Here is an 18691-nt window from a genome sequence, read left to right as displayed (position 1 = left end):
CTATGAAAACCGACATATAATAGTTATTTGTAATTATTATGCCAGACCCATATACTCATAACAAGTTCAAAAATATTTATCGAAAAAGGAGAGCATTATTATGACACAAACACAAACTTCTAAACGATTCCTTACAGTTGGTTCATTCTTACGTCCAGAAGACTTATTAGCCTACAAACGTCAAATCGAGGAACGCGACGATATTCAATATCCATTCTACCAAGATTTCGACAACTATGAAAAAGTAGAAGACGAAGCAGTTGCTGATATCGTAAAAAAAGAAATCGAGTTAGACTTCCCAGAAATTACAGATGGCGAATACTCAAAATCATTATGGCATCTAGACTTCGTTTGGGGCTTTGACGGCGTACGTCGTTTCATTGCTGACCAAGGGTATATCTTTGTTGACCATGACAACGAAACCCCATTTGAAACACGTAAAGACATCGGGATTGAAATCTTCAAACCATTATCAGGTAAAAATCATCCCTTCATCGACCACTACAAACGTTTAGTAGCCTTAAATGATTCAGATGCTGATGTGAAAGTTTGTATCCCTTCACCAGGTCATATGTATGTTGATTTAGGTTTAAACCTGCAAACTTATAACCAAGTATACCAATCACAAGATGAATTAAGAGAAGGTTTAATCAAGGCCTACAAAGAATTCTTAGACGAATACGTGCAAGAAGGCGGCAAGATCATCCAATTAGATGACTGTTTATGGACTATCCATGCAGAGGATGCTTCAAACTCACCATTCAGAAATGAAGATGGTACTTGGGACGCTGAGGCAGCTAAAGCCAGTGCAGAAGCTTATGTAGCTATTAACAATGCAATTATTGATTACGGTCATGAATTAGGTTTAAAAGTATATACCCACAACTGTCGTGGTAACTACGCTTCTAGACACATAGCTGACGGTTCGTATGAGAAAATTGCTCATTATTTCTTGAAAAACCAACGTTACGACCGTTTCTACTTAGAGTGGGACGACGAGCGTGCTGGTTCAATCGACGCATTAGAAGCTTTTAAAGACAACGACCAAGTAGAAGTTGTATTAGGTTTACTGTCATCAAAAACAGCTGACTTAGACGATGAAGAACGCGCCCTTAACGGCTTAGAAGAAGCTAGCAAATATGTATCAAAAGATCGATTATACCTATCCCACCAATGTGGCTTTGCCTCATGCGACGGTGGTAACGAATTAACCCACAAAAACCAATGGGACAAAATCAAGCAAGGACAAGCAATCGCATTCAAATACTTTGGTGAATAATCCCTAATCAAAAATCTATCATCCTTCAAAAGAGGTTGAATCTCTACCCGAAAACTGAACACTCAAAAAAAAAGAGTGTTGTTAGTTTTCGGGTTATTTTTGTGCAAGTTTTCGTCTATCTCTTCTCTATATTCTTAAATAATTTCTTCAGCTAATATAGGGTCTCCACAAGCAATTTTCTCTCAAAACAGGAATCTGTCTATATTTTTCAACAGGTATTAAATTTTTCGATATCTCGCCATACCGCGGATCAATCGTAGACTTCAATACGCCAAAATAATCTGCTATGTCGTTAAAGGCAGCGCGCGTTAATGTTGGATTCTCTAGCAAAGAAGCCGCTAAAGCTGCTGATGTGCATTATCAAACGTTGTCCAAATATGAAAAAGATAGTTCTGATATTCCATTTTCTCTTTTAAATGAGCTGTCTAATCTGTATCGAGTTCCTATTAACAATATTTTTTGGCAAAGAGTACGCTTTAATCCGTATCCTAAATAATAAAAGAAATGAGGCAATGAATTGAACGAAGTTTCAAAGGACGTTCTGGCAAACGAAGCCCACGAAAAAGCAAATTCTTAGTCTGATACGCTTAACACTTCTTTACTATAGATTGCTCTAAGTGTAAATCGTATGGAGGCGTTTTACTTAGCGATACATAAAAATTGTGATACAATTAAATTATAAGTTAAAAGATATTATGATTACTAAGTCACACATATGAATTTTTATGGAGGTGTTGTAATATGGCAAATTTTTACGGAAATGATCCTTTTTTCAACAATGATATGGATGATATTTTCAATCAATTATTTCGGCGCATGGATAATCAAAATTCGGCGCGTGCACAGTATTTAGTTAATGGACAATCGTTAACACCGGATGAGTTTACTCAATACCGAGCAACTGGTAAGCTACCCCAAAATAATAAAACAATAGAAGTATCTAAAGATGGTAAACAGGCTGTTAAAAAAGGAGGGATTTTAGAAAAGTTAGGGACTAATTTGACGGAACAGGCTCGTGATGGCTTACTAGATCCAGTGATTGGACGCGAGAATGAGATTCAAGAAACTGCAGAAATTTTGAGTCGTAGAACGAAAAATAATGCAATCTTAGTCGGTGATGCCGGTGTAGGTAAAACTGCAGTCGTTGAAGGTCTGGCACAAGCAATTGTGGCTGGTAAAGTTCCAGAAACGATTCAAGATAAAGAAATCTATTCGATTGATTTATCGTCTTTAGAAGCAGGAACTCAATATCGCGGTTCTTTTGAAGAAAATATTAAACAGCTGGTAGAGGAAGTTAAAGCAGCTGGTAATATTATTCTATTCTTCGATGAAATTCATCAGATTCTCGGCACGGGTGCCACTGGTGGTGAAGATGGTGGCAAAGGATTGGCTGATATCATTAAACCTGCTTTGTCACGTGGCGAGCTGAGTGTAATCGGGGCTACGACTCAAGATGAATATCGCAATACTATTTTGAAAAATGCGGCTTTGGCACGGCGATTCAATGATGTGGTGATTAATGAACCAACGGCCGCTGACACTTTCCGTATATTACAAGGTGTTAAAGAGCTGTACGAAAAACATCATCATGTTGTATTACCAGATGATGTTTTGAAGGCGGCTGTGGATTATTCAATCCAATATATACCACAACGCACTTTGCCAGATAAAGCTATCGATTTGATCGACATGACTGCGGCGCATTTAGCGGCTAAAAATTCGCCAACTGATGTTGAGACATTGGATCAACGCCTTAAAAAATTAGAGGCAGCTAAGGAGGCCGCCATTAAATCGGAGGACTTTACAAAAGCCGCTGATATCAAGAAGTCGATCGAGGAAACCAAGCAAAAAATTAAAGAAACGGATCAAAAAGAAAAAATCACTGCCACGATTGATGATGTGGCACAATCGGTTGAACGTTTAACTGGTATACCAGTTTCTGAAATGGGCGCTAATGATATTGAGCGCTTGAAAAATCTTGATAAGCGTCTGAAAAGTAAGGTAATCGGTCAAGATGAAGCGGTTGAAATGGTAGCAAAAGCAATTCGGCGTAACCGTGCGGGCTTTTCAGAGGGTAATCAGCCGATTGGAAGTTTTCTGTTTGTGGGCCCAACTGGCGTAGGAAAGACTGAATTAGCTAAGCAATTAGCCTTAGATATGTTTGGAAATGAAAATGCGATTATTCGGCTAGATATGAGTGAATATGCTGATCGTACAGCTGTGTCGAAATTAATTGGTACCTCGGCTGGATACGTAGGTTATGAAGATAATGCTAATACTCTAACTGAACGGGTTCGGCGTAATCCATATTCTATTGTATTATTAGATGAAATTGAAAAGGCTGATCCACAAGTATTAACGTTACTGTTACAAGTGATGGATGATGGGCGCTTAACGGATGGACAAGGCAATGTCATTAATTTCAAAAATACGATTATTATTGCTACTTCTAATGCTGGCTTTGGTAATGAATCATTAAGTGGTGACAAGCAACAAGATCAGTCATTAATGGATAAGTTAGCACCATTTTTCCGCCCAGAATTTCTGAACCGTTTTAATGGAATCGTGGAATTTTCACATCTAACTAAGGAAGACTTAAGTAAAATTGTCGATTTGATGTTAGCGGATGTACAAAAAACTTTAGCCAAAAAATCCATCAAACTTGAGGTAACCCAAGCGGCCAAAGATTGGCTGATGGAACAAGGCTATGATGAAGCAATGGGTGCGCGGCCGTTACGCCGAGTAATTGAACAACAAATTCGTGATAAGGTAACGGATTTCTACCTTGACCACTTAGATGTCAAAAACTTGAAGGCTGATTTAGTGGATGATGAGATTGTGATATCGGAAGCTTAGCTTAAATCAATGTTCATAAATAACTTAATATAAGAGGAGATTTATTGGGAAGGAGATTGCTTGATAGATCTCCTTTTTTCGTTGATTTTCACCATTTGATATTAATCTATTGAGTAATATGGGTAGCGTCAAGGATAAAGTCCATATAATTGTGTAAAAGCAAGAAGGCCATATAAACGCCTTGGCTCCCCACGCCAACCTCTTTTTTACATTCTAATTGTTGTATTCTAGTTAGCGTCGTTAATTATTTTATTTTCATATATGACAACTTTAGCGATTAAGATGAAACTCCTAGTAAACTTTCAATAAAAAATGATAGCAAAATTATCAGTGATCCCTCACTTCAATCAATCCGAGAAGTTAAAGTGAATCCTTTGAGCTTTACCTTGTTGCAGATTTCTCCTATTAAAGGCTTAAATATTCACATGTTGACGCATAAATAATTTGCACCAACTTTTTGTTATAAATAAAAAAGTAGAATCCAAAAAATAGGATTCTACTTAGATAGCAATTCAAGCTTTAAGCCCCCTGCATATTATAAAGTACAAAGAAAGCCATAAAGAAGATTAATAGCACAACCGCGAGGACACCGAAGACGAGGTAGATACGCTTCTGCTCTTTTTTGTACATATAATTACTGGTAATCAGTAGCAAAAGAGCTGCTACGAAAAATACCCAAATCATCTATTCACCAAACTTTCTCTCCATCTATTTGTGGCAATCCCTAGTCTTCATTAAGCCAGTTTCGCTGAATAGTCAATAATAGCGTCAACTGTGTCGTTTAAGAAGGCTATGGTATTTTCTAATGGTTCACCACTTGCAATATCCACTCCCGCTACTTTTGCAGCTTCAACTGGGTTAATCCGCCCCAATTTCAAGAAGTTAATCCATTTTTCAATGGCTTGATCATCTTCACCTGAACGGATATTCAAGTAGGCTTGTGTAGCAATCGTTAAGCCTGCTGAATAAGTATAAGAATATAAGCCCATGTAGTAATGTGGTTGACGCATCCAAGTTAATTCAGCACCCGGATTAATCTCTACAGCATCCCCCCAGAAAGCTTCTAATACCCCTTTTTTCAAGTCAGAAAGGGTTTCAGCTGTGAAGGCTTCACCCTTGTCAATTAGTCGGTAAACTTCACGTTGGTAGGCCGCTTCTAACAAGTGTGTAATGAAGTTATGGAAATATGTGTTGGTTAGCATATTGGCTAAGGCAAAGCGTTGGGTACGGCCGTCTTCACCATTGGCTTGTAAGTAGCCAGTTAATAGTAACTCATTGAAAGTTGACGGCGCTTCAATCACATACAAGCTGGGTTCACTTGAAATAAACAAGTTATTGGCTTCAGATCGGCTCATTTGCCCTGCATGACCCAATTCATGAATCAAGGTATAGACATCAGACAATTGTTCTGTCCAGCTCATTAAGATATATGGATGAACACCGGCAGCGATGGTTGCAAATCCACCAGTTGATTTACCCACATTTTGGGCGTAATCTACCCAGCGGTCAGTGAAGGCTGGTGCGATTTCGTTAAAGTAGTCCTCGCCCATGATAGCTGTGGCTTCTTTAACGTAGGCTTCTGATTCTTCAAATGAAACAGATTTTGAAAAAGTCGGATCCAAACCAATCTTTAAGTCTGCATAAGTCATTTTATCTAAGCCGCGTACTTCTTTAACGTGGTTGATATATTTACGCATAACGGGTGCCAATTTCTCCATGATGACATCGATTTGACGGTCATATAGGTCACGATTAACATCTTGACTAAAGAGTAGATAGTCAATCACTGACTCGTAGCCACGGATATTGGCTTGGGCCTTCTCTTGTAAAACATGGCCGTAGTAAGTGGTCGCAAAGGTATTTTGGTATTTAGCCAATTCTTTTGAAAATGCATCAAAAGCTGCGCGACGAACGGCCGTATCCTCTTCAAACATGTATTTATCTTCATATAAAACGAAGCTTAATGGATAAGTCTTACCGTCCACTTCAAAATTAGGGAAGGTTAAGTCCGCTAATTTAGCATTGTTGTAGATTTCATAATTTTGTTCGTGGGCTTGGTCGAACTGGAATAAGACATCTTCCACTTTGGCGCCTAGGTAGATTTGTTGTTGGCGCTCAACTTCCGCAATATAGTCTGCAGTTTCAGCTGCAATTTCTTTCACTTTTGCTAGTTCTGCTGCCGGCTTTTCTAGTAAAGCATTTTGGAAGAAGAGCATGGCTTCCTGGACTTCTTTACTAGCAGAAGAAACCTTGTGCAATTTCAAGACTGCTTGTGAATTGGTCCGGTCAGCTTCAACCGCTAAAAAGGCATAGTGCATCAATTGTGATGCCAATACTTGGATATCAGAGGCTGCCAAAACAGCTTCCGCGATATCTTTAGCGTCCGTTAATTTGCCTTCGTAATTGTCTTTGAAGGCTTGTCCTTGGTCTTTAAATTCAACTAATTTCGCTTCAAAAGTTGCTTCATCTTCAAAAATTTGGCTGAGGTCCCAAGTGGTTGCTACATCTACTTGGTCGCGGGTTGGGAATGTGTTCTCTGTTGTCATCCGGCATATCCTTCTTTCCTAGTTTAATGGTAATTTTCTTAAATAAGTTTACCACTAAAACCCCAAAAGTTACCAGAAATAAGTTGCCTATCCTTCTTCTCAAGTGTCTTTCTTTGGATTTTTAAAATAATAGGTTCATAATAATAAGTGACGAAATGATACCACCGCTAATTTTTAAGGAGGAATTTTCAATATGTCAATCAATCAAGCACAATTAGAACGCATGTCAAATGCCCCTGGATTTATCGCTGCCCTAGACCAATCAGGTGGTTCAACACCAAAAGCCCTCTTAGCCTATGGTGTAGCCGAAGATACCTACAGCAATGAAGACGAAATGTTCGCGAAAGTCCATGAAATGCGGACGCGAATTATGACCAGTCCAGCTTTTACTAGCGACAAAATTCTAGCCGCTATCCTATTTGAAAATACCATGGACCGCCAAGTAGACGGTAAATACAGCGCAGAATACTTAGCTGACAAAGGGATCGTCCCCTTCCTTAAAATCGATAAAGGACTTGCTGAAGAAGCTAATGGCGTACAATTAATGAAAGATATGCCAGACCTTGACGACCTATTAGCACGTGCAAATGATCGCGGTATTTTCGGTACTAAGGAACGGTCTAATATTCTCGCATTTAACCCTGTCGGCATCAAAGAAGTTGTCGACCAACAGTTTGAAGTCGCTAAACAAGTTATTGATGCAGGTTTAGTACCGATTATTGAACCTGAAGTGAATATCAAGGCTGAAGACAAAGCAGCCATCGAAGAATTATTAGCTGAAGAAATCCGATTACATTTAGATCAATTAGGGGAAAATGACTTAGTCATGTTGAAGCTGACAATCCCTACAGTACCAGATACTTACCGTGAACTAGCCAGCCACCCTAACGTTGTTCGTGTAGTGGCTTTATCAGGTGGTTACACTCGTGAAGAAGCCAATGAACTATTGGCGGAAAACCATGACATGATCGCGTCATTCTCACGTGCCCTCGCATCCGATTTACGAGCAAGCCAAGCAGATGACGAATTCAATGACTTACTAGCCAGTGCTATTGATACCATTTACGAAGCATCCGTTAACAAGAGATAAACTATTTTAATATGCATCATGCTCAGGGGATTTTAGTTCTCTGAGCTTTTTATAGCAAAAAACACGATAAGTCGAACGCGTCTTCCTTATCGTGCTTGATGGTGATCGCTATTTAGGGTTTTAAATTCACTAATGCTTCATAAGTCACTGGTTTCTCTTCATAACCATCCACTTCAAAGCCATTTAAATTCAAGAATTCTTTCATGAAGGTATCCCAAGCTGTGAAATCTGTATTGAAGTTATCTTGGTTGATTTGCTCAATTAAAACCTTGGCTTCAGCTTGTACTTCTGGATCTAATTCCCATGAATCTGGGCGTAAACGGCCTTCTTCGTCAAATTCTGCCTGGTCACCAAACAACATATCGCGGAAAATCCGGTCAATATGCATAATTGGCGTTTCATGTTGGCCTCGCGCTTCCATGACCTTAAAAAGACCTAAGCAGTAAACTGGGAAGAATGGAATCACTGATGAAGCTTTAGTGGTTACAGCGGTTGCCACAACAACTGTTGCTTTCCCATTGATGTCTTTTAAATCTTCATTTATTAAAGCTGCAGCCTTATCGCAGTCCGCTTTAGCGCGACCCAACGTTCCCTTATTGTAGTATGACTCATTTAATTCAGCCCCTAAATAAGAATAAACAACGGTCTCAACGCCTTCAGCTAGCACGTCCGCTTCCTGTAAGGCATTCATCCACATCCGCCAGTCTTCACCACCCATAACCTTTACAGTGTCCTCAATTTCAGCTTCTGTAGCCGGTTCAAGCACCTGTTCAAAGAAAGTTTCTTTTTGTAGGTTGACGTTCGGTCCCACAACTTCTTGGCCGATTGATTTGATCACTGAATTGTAAGTTTCTCCGGTATTTGGGTCTGTACGGCGTCCTGAAGCCAATGAATAAACCACAAAGTCTACTTTTCCGCCGAATTCATTCTTGATGAAGTCAATCACTTGGTCCTTCGCTTCGTTAGAGAAGGCATCTGCCATGATATTTTTGGCGATTAACCCTTCAGCTTCCGCTGCTTGCCGAAAAAAGATATTGTTATACCAACCTGGCTTACCAAGGTTTTTCTCAGATCGTGGTCCCCCACCGTGGGAAACTGAAATCGTATCTGCCCCCGCACCAAAGGCTAGGTTAATCCGACTAGCCAATCCATAAGAAGATGAGCCTCCTAATACCAAAACTTTCTTCGGTCCTTCAAAGGTCCCTTGGTCTTTAACATATTGAATTTGATTGTTTACTTCTTGCTTCAACCCCATCGGATTCACACCAACAAGGACATTTCCACGCATTTTTGCCTTAAATTCTAAAGTCATATAAGTCTCCTAATATTTACTAATTTCTCAATTTTTTGATGATTCATCTTTATATTATATAGTTAAGGAAACTAGTAGTAAAGTTTTACATGATTATATCAAAAATCAAAGCTTTAATGAAAATTTTTTTGAAAGCAAAAAGGACTGCGGTTTTACCCTACAATCCTCTCTTGTCATATGCGCATTTTCCTTACTTAATGGCCGTTCTCCACCCCTAGAGACAAATTATCCTAGAAATCGTCATCATCCAGGTCATCTGCACGTAAATTCAACAAGTTCATGCATTCTTCCACATCTTCAACGTCCATTTGCCCAGGAGCAGACGACATACCTTCTATAGTGGCAAAGCTAGCCGTTGATTTGAAGATTTCCCCGGCAATTCGGGTAATCTTGCCTAAACGGCCCATCGACATGGTAATCAAGGGTTGGTCGATTAATGTGGACGCTTGGTGGGTCGCATTCATCAAAGCCAATACATCCGCTTCATCGTGGGGCATGACGGCCATTTTCACAATATCCGCCTCTGACTGACCCATCTTTTGTAGGCGCTTGACTATATCATTTTCCAAGGGGGTTTTCACAAAATCATGGTAGGAAACGATGACTTTGACTTGGTGTTTGTGAGCGTAAGGAATCAGGTTGTCTAAGATGTCCTGGCCTCGCTCAAACTCGATATCAATAGCGTCGACAGCCTTAGCTTGGATTAAATACCGATACATTTCAACATACTGGCTCTTGCCAATAGCTGACTCCCCGCCTTCGCTCAAGGTTCTAAAGGTGGCAAGTAAGGGCTTTTGAATAGAGGTTTTCACCCGTTTACTCAATTCAGCCAACTCTTCCAGCTCGTCGAAATCCTCAAAGTAATCAATCCGCCATTCCACCATATCGCCTGGTTGACGTCGGTAGAAATTGGCACAGTTGATAATATCTACAGCATTATCCTCGGCTAAGGGAATAATAATTTTTGGTCTATCCTCCCCGAACTTCAAGGAAGCAATTTTTACATTCTTCATGTTGGACTCCTTCTGACATCAAGGCAAAATAAAAAACTCGATACCATTTGATATGTATATTGTATCGAGTTTTTGCATTTTAAGCTATATAAAATTTGTGACCAAAGATTGAAGAACTTATTCTTATTAATATCATCATCAAATTTGTCGACCGTCCCTAAAAGTCTTCATCTGAATTTACATCTAAGTCCACACTTGCATCCACAGGAGTCCCTAAACCAGCTTTATAGTCGCTATAAGCCTCGGAAACCTGCCGGCGGTCTTCTGGTCCTAGGTAATAAACCTCCGCTAAATATAAGCCATGTGCGGCTGCTGTGGGTCCTGCTTCATTCCGGTCTTCGGCTGTGATCAACCGTTTCATCTCATCAACTGGTCTTAACCCGTCCCCAATTTGAAGCGTTGTGCCCACCAAAATCCGGACCATATTGTACAAGAAGCCTGACCCTTCAAAGACAAAGGTCAAGGTTTCTGCATCCGGGTCAGCCGTCACCTCGGCCCGGTAAATTTCCCGGACAAAGTTGGTTTTATCTGTTTTAGTCGAACAGAAGGACTTAAAATCATGGACGCCGATAATGTCCTTTAAGGCCGTTTGCATTCGGGTAACGTCCGTCCGATAGGGATGGTGGTACATATACTGTCTAGTAAATGGTGACGGAAATTTGGACGTATCTACCTTGTAAATATACTTCTTACCGTTAGTATGAAACCGAGCGTGGAAATCATCTTCCACCCGCTCGACCTTAGTGATTCGAATAGCATCATCAAGGATTGAATTCATTGCCCTTAAGACCGCTTCCTCACCAATTTCCGCTGGATAGTCAAAATGAATGACTTGGCCAAGGGCATGTACACCTGAATCAGTCCGGCCTGACCCAACCACTTGAATATCATGGCCTTTTGACATGAGCTTTAAGGCTTTTTCAAGGGCTTCTTGTACAGTGTGGCCATTTGGTTGTACTTGGAAGCCGACAAAGGGAGTTCCGTCGTATTGCAAGGTTACTTTAAATCTAGGCAAAATGCGCCCTCCTTCTAGTGGCTATAAGATAATCATGACGAGGGTCAAAACAGCAAGACCGATACTGGCAAGGGTATCTATTCTGCCCCAATGCAATTGACGGTACTTGGTCCGCCCTTCACCGCCCTTGTAACCACGCGCTTCCATGGCAGTGGCTAGGTCATAAGCCCGGTTAAAGGCCGAAATGAATAAGGGAATGAGGACTGGAATAAAGGCTTTCACCCGCTCAAGGATGTTGCCTTCTGAAAAGTCCACACCACGTGCCCGCTGTGCGTTCATGATCTTATCCGCTTCTTCAAGTAGGGTTGGAACAAATCGCAAGGCAATCGACAACATCAAGGCAATCTCATGGACTGGCAAAATGTTACGAACAGGCTTCAACAAGGATTCCATGGCATCGGTAATAGCCAGGGGTTGAGTAGTCAAAGTCAAAATCGTCGATAGGAAAATAATCAATAGGAAGCGGACAAAAATATAGGCCGCATTGGATAAACCACCAGTTGTTAGGGCTAGTGGCCCAAATGACCACAGGACGTCCCCAGTATGCGTAAAGAGGATTTGTAGGGCTACCGTAAAAATGATAATAGCAATCATGGGTTTTAAACCACGTAAAAATATCCCTAAAGAAATCCCAGTTAAAAAGACCAAACTCGTAACCACTGCAATCATGATTAAGTTCGTTGTTAAATTGGTTGCTGCAAAGACTAATAACATCATGACAATTAAACCAACTAGTTTTACACGAGGATCTAACTTGTGCATTAAGGAATTACCGGGAATATACCGGCCAATAATCAATTTATCTTTCATTTATTATTGGTCTCCTTCCTTAGTGTTGGCAGCCGAATTGACGCTTGTTGGTAAATCTAATCGGTCTACAATCAAATCAGCCAAAGCATCGACAGTTAAGGGGACTTCTATCTCATTGTCCCAAAGTGAACGTTGTAATTTATTTTGTAAGTCGAAAGCAAAGTCAGCTGCATCCGGCAAAGCCAATTGGTGGCTGGCTAACCAAGCAGGGTCTGCAAATACTTCAGCCGGTGCCCCTTCTTTCACACAAGTCCCACCATCCATCACAATCACGTGGTTGGCATAAGTTGCCACATCTTCCATTTGATGGGTCACTAAAACAATCGTCAACCCTTGGTCTCGGTACAAGCGGTCGAACATAGACATCATTGCCATCCTACCTTTTGGATCTAGTCCAGCAGTTGGCTCATCTAATACCAATACTTCCGGTTTCATGGCAATCACCCCAGCAATGGCTACCCGACGCATTTGCCCACCAGATAACTCAAAAGGTGACCGCTCAAATAAAGTCGGGGCAATCCCCACTGCTGCTAAGGCTGCTTCAGCTTTCTCGCGGGCTGTCGCTTCATCGTCGCCAAAATTCATAGGCCCGAACATTACATCTTTAATGACCGTTTCTTCAAATAGTTGTCCTTCAGGAAATTGGAAGACCATTCCTACTCGTTGGCGGATTTTCTTCAAGTCTTTTGGCTTAGAGTCAGCTGACACCACCGTCTCACCAATCCGTACTTGGCCTACAGTGGGTTGTACCAAGGCGTTAAGGTGTTGGGTAATGGTAGACTTTCCTGACCCTGTATGACCAATAATCGCCGTATATGAACCGTCTGGAATCGTCACGTTAATATCATGCAAGGCTAAACTGGCGAACGGTGTCCCCGCCCCGTAAGTAAAGCCTACTTGTTCAAATGCGATTTGCATAACCATTCACCCAACCCTTCTTCATCAAAATATGCATCCGGCACAGCCACCCCGCGTTTAGCAAGGGCGCTTTTTAGTTGCTCGGAAAAAGGCACATCCAAACCAATCTCAGTTAACTCATTCCCGTAAGTAAAGATTTCAGCTGGCGTACCCTCTTTAATAATTTGCCCCTCTTTAAAGACTAGCATCCGGTCAGCTTCCGCCGCCTCGTTTAAATCATGGGTAATCGAAATCACCGTCAGGGCATTATCTTGTTTGATATCCGCCACAACTGCCATCAATTCGTCACGACCTTCAGGATCTAACATTGAAGTCGATTCATCTAAAATAATGATTTTCGGTGCCACAGCAATCACACCCGCAATAGCTACTCGTTGTTTTTGACCACCTGATAAGGCTGCTGGCTCCTTGTCGCGATAGTCCCACATTTTAACCCGTTTCAAGGCATACTCAACACGGGCATGCATCTCATCAACTGGCATGCCCATATTTTCCAAGGCAAAAGCCACATCATCTTCAACCGTTGCCCCAACAAATTGGTTGTCTGGATTTTGAAAGACTAGCCCCACTTGACTACGGATATCCCATAAGGTCTCCATAGAAAGGACCTTATCGTCCACCTGAATGGTTCCTGACTTGGCTTCCAATAAGCCCACTAATAATTTTGAAAAGGTTGATTTCCCCGACCCATTATGGCCAATTATCGCTAACCATTCACCTTCATAGATAGTCGTTGATAGGCCATCTATAGCTAACTTCTCATCTGATTGACTATATTGAAAAGACAAATCTTGAACCTGAATAATCGGTTTCGCCATCTTGTTCCCTCGCTCACTTTAAATATTTAAGAAAAAACTCCTCCAATGTTACTTGGAAGAGTTTGTCAAAGAAGCCCAAATCCAGCTAACCACTTGCTTCGCCGTCTCGTTCATCCTGCTATACGCTTCTTCCATCCTGACTGTAACAGTCGGTACTAGAATTCCACTAGTTCAATCACCTATTGCAGCTGGTATTTCGCGGACTTTACCGCCGATCGGGACTCGCACCCTGCCCTGAAGACATTTCATTTGTTTTTCACTTAGTTTAGTCTACTAAAATCCACCATTAAAAGCAATGATCAGATGTCAAGACACCTTATCCCTTTATGTCATCCCCATGATCGTTAGTGTGAATCACCATTTCCTTATAAGCATAGTCACCGATGATTTGAGATACCGGACACCGTCCTTCTGCCTCATAGACTATTGCTTCCGCCTGGTCACGTGGTAAATCGAGGTAGACATCTACTTTAAAATCAAAATAAGTAATGGTCGTTTCCTGATTTAATTTATAGTCCACTTGAACGACAACTTCACTGGCCACACCCTTGATACCGTGTCGGTTTAAAGCAATTTCGATGGTCGCATTCAAGCACGTCGCCCATGATAAGGCGATCAGTTGTTCTGGGTTAGTCCCAGGCTCATCAACTTTCAAAGGACTTGACGTTTGGACCCGCAACGCATTATCCCCTTCAACCCAGGCCGTTCCCTTAAGTCCTTGATCATTATGTACCCGTGTCGTATACAACAATTTATCCTCACCCATATGCGCATTGCCTCCATCCTCTTAATTATGCTTTTATATGGGCCATTATACCCTTAATATTCCTAGTAAAAAAGGCAATTGCATATAAATCTTGCAATTGCCTTTCAATTCAATATTATTTTTTCAAGACTTGATACATGCCATTTGTCACAAATTGTAACCACACTTGCCCACCCTCAGGATTAAAGTGTACCCCGTCTTGGCTCAACCAAGTGGATGCTTCCTCGTGGTTACTATAGTATTCATGCCAGTCCAATAAGTGGATGGTATCATTATCGTCACTGGCCGCTTCAGCTAACGTCTTATTGACATCATCTGCCCAAGGGCGGTCAACATGCGTATTCACTAGAAAAATCGTCTTGTCCCGTCCAATCTCATCTAAGAAGTCAGACAATTGAGCTGACGTAAAGCCACCGTTGGCTCCTAGGTCAACCAAAACGACATCTTTTAGCATACCCTGCGCGTCCAAGCTAGCTGGATAGCCAATTAAGGTATATAACTGGCGGCCAACCGCAGCGTCCACAATTGCATTAGGATACAAAGTATACAAACCTTCTGATTCGCCCACCATTAAGGAATCACCAATGAAAGTCACAGATAGCTGATACGCAAAGCGAGCTTGCTCATCAGGAATACCTTGGTAAAATCCTAATGATGCCTCACTTAAGTTCTTTTTATAAGTTGAAAGACTAGCGTCAGCTTGTTTTTCTTGCTCAGCCCTTTGTTTATTCAGTTCTTCAATCTTCTTTGCCTGCTCAGCTGCTTGCTGTTCTTCTACAGTCACATTATCTGCTGGTTTAGAAATTGCAACAGCACTTGCACCACCAAGGAATATGAAGGTAAACACTAAGAATAAAATGCGGGTCAACCAGGGTGCCGGCTCTTTAAACAAGTTACGTACCTTGGTAAATAGACGGACGGGTTGATTATTTCGGACTTCATTAAAAATTGGCACCGGCCATCTTTTTTCCTCTAGCAAGGCATAAGATAAACAAGACAGGATGATGATTAAAATGACTTGAGGCCAAATACTGTTGGTAAACCAATTCTGACTGGTTGGTACCATATGAAACAGCACATTGATTGGATAATACCATAAATACATATGGAATGTACGTTGGCCTAACCACCGCAAGGGTTTAAATTTCAATAGAAAACCAACCCAAGAGCCTTTATAAGTCAACAAGGCAATCATTACAGCAGCTAATAAATTAAAGCCAAACATTCCGCCATAATAGGTGAATGTCGCTGCATCAAGCATGTGGAGCATCCCGTAAGTGAGTATAGCCAATAAGCCCAACAACACCACATCAACAATAAAGTGGTGAAAGCGACCAATACGATCCTTCAACCAAGTAGCCAGCTGGTCCATATCCAACAATTGGGCAGCAGCCCCACCAAGAGCGATAGAGAAGAATCTAGTATCCGTACCGTAGTAAACTCTTGATGGGTCTTCACCAGGTGTGAAGATTATCGCCATCAAAATTCCTGACAAAAGCGCGGCAGCGAGCATGACCAAACCGGATTGCCATTTGGTCTTGGTGAAGCGTCGACTAACCTTGAAGAATAGTGGCCAAATGACCATAAACTGCATGTAAACAGCTATATACCAATAATGAGTGGTCAAGGATGGGTGTAACATATTGGCAAAATAGGACGACCCAGATAGAATCTGATGCCAGTTATTCACGAATAATAGGGAGGTGGATAGGTTAATCCCAATATTTACTAGGAGTTGCTGTCTAAATAAGAGTAGATAGGTAAGGCCAACCATGGTAATAATGACCATGGGCCACCATACCTTGCGCATACGCCCCCACGTTTTCTTAAAATAGGATCCTTCATCAATGCCCGCTTGGTATTTACTTTCCATCTGACTCGTCACTAGGTAACCTGAAAGGACCAAAAAGATGTCCACCCCTAAGAAACCACCTGAAACACGGTGGGTTAGATAGTGGTATAAAATAATACCTAGCATTGCTAAGAATCGAATTGTATCAAACTGTGTAAAGTAGTTTTTTTTCATTACCCTCGCCTCTCTAAATTGCCAAGCACGCAATTGCCAATGCTTGAGACAGTTTACGCAATTATAATACATATATTATATCGATAGTATGGAAAAATGAGAACATTAATTTTGAAATTTCCCAAAGTCTTGCCCGACAAATACCGTCCAAACAACCAAAAAAGTGGTTGAGCCCTAGCCCCAACCACTTTAGAAAATAAAAAAGCATATATGCTACCAAACACCTGTTGGTTAAACAACACATATGCCGAACCAATTTTTCACCTAAATGAATTGGCCTTGATTTATTCATAAGACTTATGGATATATTCCACTCCTAGCGAACTTCATCACGCTAGGAGTAGATAGAGCTAGACTCGGCTATACAAGATATAACCACCATCATGACACTCCGTTTTATACATCACTAAAAGTTTTTATTAAACTAATTCAAGAATAACCATTGGTGCAGCATCGCCACGACGAGGTTCAGTTTTTAAGATACGAGTGTATCCACCTTGACGTTCAGCGTAACGAGGACCAAGATCGTTGAATAATTTTTGTAAAGCAGACTCGATAACGATGTCTTCACCTTCAGCGCGAACATCGGCGATTTCGTTACGAACAAATTGGTTCGCTTGACGGCGAGCAGCTAAATCTCCACGTTTACCTAAAGTAATCATTTTTTCAGCTGTACGACGGATCTCTTTCGCACGAGTTTCTGTTGTAGTAATACGTTCATTGATAATTAAATCAGTAGTTAAGTCACGTAACATAGCTTTACGTTGAGAGCTAGTACGACCTAATTTACGGTAACCCATTGTCAGTATCCTCCTTTATGATTTATTAATCTTCTTGACGTAAAGATAAGTCAAGAGCAGCTAGCTTGTTTTTAACCTCTTCAAGAGACTTACGACCTAAGTTACGTACTTTCATCATTTCTGGTTCAGATTTGTTAGTCAATTCTTCAACAGTATTGATGCCTGCACGTTTTAAACAGTTGTATGAACGAACTGATAAGTCTAGTTCTTCAATAGTCATTTCAAGCATTTTTTCTTTTTGTGTTTCTTCTTTTTCGACCATAACTTCAACTTGACGAGCTTCGTCTGTTAAGTTAACGAATACTTCCAAGTGTTCTGTCATGATTTTTGCCGCTAAGCTTAATGCTTCTTCGGGTGAAATTGTACCATCAGTCCAAATATCCATAGTTAATTTATCGTATTCGTTGATTTCTCCGATACGAGTATTTTCAACTTGATAGTTTACTTTGGAAATTGGTGTGTAGATAGAATCCACTGGGATTTCGCCAATTGGCATTGAATCCACTTTATTATTTTCTGAGCGTACAAAACCACGACCGTTTTTAACATTCATAATCATGTGGAAACGAGCGCCTTCTGCAAGCGTACAGATATGTAAGTCTGGATTCATAACATCGAAATCAGCATCGGCAATAATATCAGCAGCTGTTACGTCAGCTGGACCTGTGATGTCAATTTCTACTTGTTTTTCTTCTACGTCATACAATTTCAATGATAATTGTTTTACGTTCAACACAATCTCAGTAACGTCTTCACGTACACCTGGGACTGTTGAGTATTCATGCAAAACATCGTCAATTTGGATTGATGTAACAGCTGTACCTGGTAGTGAGGACAACAAGATACGACGTAATGAATTACCTAGGGTTGTTCCATAGCCGCGTTCTAATGGTTCTACAACGAATTTACCAAATTTACTATCGTCGTTAATTTCAATTGTCTCAATATTTGGCTTTTCAATTTCGATCATATCGACAAATTACCCCTTTCAAAACGTGAGAAAATGTATCATCGCATATCCAAGTTCATCAATCGATTAAACACGACGACGTTTTGGAGGACGGCAACCATTATGAGGAATAGGTGTTACATCGCGAATAGCAGTAACTTCTAAACCTGCTGCTTGTAAAGCACGGATAGCTGATTCACGACCTGAACCAGGGCCTTTTACTGAAACTTCAACAGATTTCATACCGTGATCCATAGCAGCTTTTGTAGCTGTTTCTGAAGCCATTTGTGCAGCGTAAGGAGTAGATTTACGAGAACCTTTAAATCCTAAAGCACCTGCAGATGACCAAGAAATTGCATTACCATGCTCATCAGTAATCATAACGATAGTATTGTTAAATGTAGAGTGGATGTGCGCCACACCTGTTTCGACATTTTTCTTCACACGACGTTTGCGTGAAACTGGACGTTTAGCCATAGTGTAATTAACCTCC

General features: G+C 40.9%; 15 protein-coding genes, 2 pseudogenes and 1 riboswitch. Of the genes and pseudogenes, 4 read left to right on the top strand and 13 right to left on the bottom strand.

Going from position 1 to position 18691, the window contains the following annotated elements; translation table 11 throughout:
- Nucleotides 1-100: 100 nt before the first annotated feature.
- Nucleotides 101-1279: a uroporphyrinogen decarboxylase/cobalamine-independent methonine synthase family protein gene (locus AWM76_RS02155; RefSeq protein WP_004262641.1), complete on the top strand. Its 1179-nt coding sequence runs from the start codon at nucleotides 101-103 to the stop codon at nucleotides 1277-1279.
- A gap of 137 nt (nucleotides 1280-1416) precedes the next feature.
- Here the strand turns inward: AWM76_RS02155 and AWM76_RS10335 are convergent.
- Nucleotides 1417-1609: pseudogene (locus AWM76_RS10335) on the bottom strand (LexA family protein); the annotation flags it as partial.
- Here AWM76_RS10335 and AWM76_RS10330 point away from each other — a divergent pair.
- Nucleotides 1566-1800 (top strand): annotated as a pseudogene (locus AWM76_RS10330) (helix-turn-helix transcriptional regulator). The pseudogenes AWM76_RS10335 and AWM76_RS10330 overlap by 44 nt on opposite strands.
- A gap of 220 nt (nucleotides 1801-2020) precedes the next feature.
- Nucleotides 2021-4135 (top strand): ATP-dependent protease ClpL, encoded by a 2115-nt coding sequence (gene clpL / locus AWM76_RS02150; protein WP_004262636.1) that lies wholly within the window; start codon nucleotides 2021-2023, stop codon nucleotides 4133-4135.
- Between the two features lie 734 nt (nucleotides 4136-4869).
- Here the strand turns inward: clpL and pepF are convergent.
- Nucleotides 4870-6681: an oligoendopeptidase F gene (gene pepF, locus AWM76_RS02140; RefSeq protein WP_004262632.1), complete on the bottom strand. Its 1812-nt coding sequence runs from the start codon at nucleotides 6679-6681 to the stop codon at nucleotides 4870-4872.
- A gap of 193 nt (nucleotides 6682-6874) precedes the next feature.
- On the opposite strand from pepF, the gene AWM76_RS02135 reads away from it, so the two are divergent.
- Nucleotides 6875-7771, top strand: a complete 897-nt coding sequence (locus AWM76_RS02135) for a fructose bisphosphate aldolase (RefSeq protein ID WP_004262630.1) — start codon at nucleotides 6875-6877, stop codon at nucleotides 7769-7771.
- A gap of 112 nt (nucleotides 7772-7883) precedes the next feature.
- Here AWM76_RS02135 and fabV read toward each other — a convergent pair whose 3' ends face one another.
- The 11 genes from fabV to rpsK form a co-directional block, all read right to left on the bottom strand.
- Nucleotides 7884-9083 carry an enoyl-ACP reductase FabV gene (fabV, locus tag AWM76_RS02130; RefSeq protein WP_004262629.1) on the bottom strand — a complete coding sequence of 400 codons (1200 nt, stop codon included), beginning with the start codon at nucleotides 9081-9083 and terminating at the stop codon, nucleotides 7884-7886.
- Between the two features lie 230 nt (nucleotides 9084-9313).
- A complete protein-coding gene (gene aroD / locus AWM76_RS02125; protein ID WP_004262627.1) occupies nucleotides 9314-10096 on the bottom strand; it encodes a type I 3-dehydroquinate dehydratase in 783 nt (260 codons plus the stop codon).
- A gap of 157 nt (nucleotides 10097-10253) precedes the next feature.
- Nucleotides 10254-11111: a tRNA pseudouridine(38-40) synthase TruA gene (gene truA / locus AWM76_RS02120; RefSeq protein ID WP_004262624.1), complete on the bottom strand. Its 858-nt coding sequence runs from the start codon at nucleotides 11109-11111 to the stop codon at nucleotides 10254-10256.
- Between the two features lie 21 nt (nucleotides 11112-11132).
- Complete coding sequence (locus AWM76_RS02115) at nucleotides 11133-11921, bottom strand: energy-coupling factor transporter transmembrane component T family protein (RefSeq protein ID WP_004262623.1); 789 nt, start codon at nucleotides 11919-11921, stop codon at nucleotides 11133-11135.
- A 3-nt stretch (nucleotides 11922-11924) separates the two neighbouring features.
- Complete coding sequence (locus tag AWM76_RS02110; protein WP_004262622.1) at nucleotides 11925-12839, bottom strand: energy-coupling factor ABC transporter ATP-binding protein; 915 nt, start codon at nucleotides 12837-12839, stop codon at nucleotides 11925-11927.
- The gene (locus AWM76_RS02105) at nucleotides 12815-13657 is read right to left on the bottom strand and encodes an energy-coupling factor ABC transporter ATP-binding protein (RefSeq protein WP_004262621.1); all 843 of its coding nucleotides are present in this window, start codon (nucleotides 13655-13657) and stop codon (nucleotides 12815-12817) included. Before AWM76_RS02105 ends, AWM76_RS02110 begins: the two co-directional genes overlap by 25 nt.
- A 120-nt stretch (nucleotides 13658-13777) precedes the next feature.
- Nucleotides 13778-13903: riboswitch (FMN riboswitch) on the bottom strand.
- 70 nt (nucleotides 13904-13973) lie between these two features.
- Nucleotides 13974-14423, bottom strand: coding sequence for an OsmC family protein (locus AWM76_RS02100; RefSeq protein WP_004262620.1), 450 nt, complete (start codon nucleotides 14421-14423; stop codon nucleotides 13974-13976).
- A 115-nt stretch (nucleotides 14424-14538) separates the two neighbouring features.
- The gene (locus AWM76_RS02095; protein WP_106427318.1) at nucleotides 14539-16449 is read right to left on the bottom strand and encodes an acyltransferase family protein; all 1911 of its coding nucleotides are present in this window, start codon (nucleotides 16447-16449) and stop codon (nucleotides 14539-14541) included.
- Nucleotides 16450-16868: 419 nt separating this feature from the next.
- Complete coding sequence (gene rplQ / locus AWM76_RS02090; RefSeq protein ID WP_004262615.1) at nucleotides 16869-17249, bottom strand: 50S ribosomal protein L17; 381 nt, start codon at nucleotides 17247-17249, stop codon at nucleotides 16869-16871.
- Between the two features lie 25 nt (nucleotides 17250-17274).
- The gene (locus AWM76_RS02085; protein WP_004262612.1) at nucleotides 17275-18219 is read right to left on the bottom strand and encodes a DNA-directed RNA polymerase subunit alpha; all 945 of its coding nucleotides are present in this window, start codon (nucleotides 18217-18219) and stop codon (nucleotides 17275-17277) included.
- Nucleotides 18220-18285: 66 nt separating this feature from the next.
- Nucleotides 18286-18675, bottom strand: coding sequence for a 30S ribosomal protein S11 (rpsK, locus tag AWM76_RS02080; RefSeq protein ID WP_004262610.1), 390 nt, complete (start codon nucleotides 18673-18675; stop codon nucleotides 18286-18288).
- Between the last annotated feature and the right edge of the window lie 16 nt (nucleotides 18676-18691).

The organism is Aerococcus viridans, from assembly GCF_001543285.1.
In the GTDB taxonomy this organism is placed as follows: Bacteria; Bacillota; Bacilli; order Lactobacillales; family Aerococcaceae; genus Aerococcus; species Aerococcus viridans.
Note: the sequence above shows the minus strand (reverse complement) of the source record. Positions and strands in the feature narration are given on the sequence as shown.